Source organism: Haloferax sp. Atlit-6N (assembly GCF_003383195.1).
Lineage (GTDB): Archaea > Halobacteriota > Halobacteria > Halobacteriales > Haloferacaceae > Haloferax > Haloferax gibbonsii.
In genome coordinates, this window is the sequence record NZ_QEQJ01000222.1 from 1 (window position 1) to 497 (window position 497).

Annotated in this window: 1 protein-coding gene; it reads right to left on the bottom strand. The window is 55.7% G+C overall.

Annotated features, from left to right (window positions below; translation table 11 throughout):
- A partial coding sequence (locus DEQ92_RS22050) for a hypothetical protein (protein WP_199522971.1) occupies window positions 1–331 on the bottom strand: 331 nt, incomplete at its 3' end.
- Between the last annotated feature and the right edge of the window lie 166 nt (window positions 332–497).

Here is a 497-nt window from a genome sequence, read left to right on the forward strand (position 1 = left end):
TCCCAACCGTCATAGGCGTTTTGGACGTCGGACTGACGATATTCGTGTTGTCAATTCCGGCGTCAACATCCACCGAGTCGGCTTCAGTGACAGAGTTACTGTTCGTGTTCGTGTCGTTGACGACGAGCTGGACGTCGTACGTGCCAGCGCCGATGTCAAGAGCACTGCTGCTCAGGTCGAAGTCAGCGGTCAGGTCAGTACCGCCAGCCTCGACTGTCGTCGAAGCAAGACGGTCACCGTTATCAGCAAGGAGGCGGACCGTCGCGTCCTTGAAGTTCGTGTCCTCGGCGTCGTAGGTAACCGTCAGCGTCTCAGACGTCCCAACCGTCATAGGCGTCTTGGATGTCGGACTGACGATATTCGTGTTGTCAATCTGGTTGTCGTTGTTAACGGTAACAGTATCAGACCCGTAGCCTGCGTTACCATCAGTGTCAACGGCTGTAATGAGCAGGCTGGCAGATTGGCCAGTGAATGCGTACTCAGTCGGATCCAGCGTC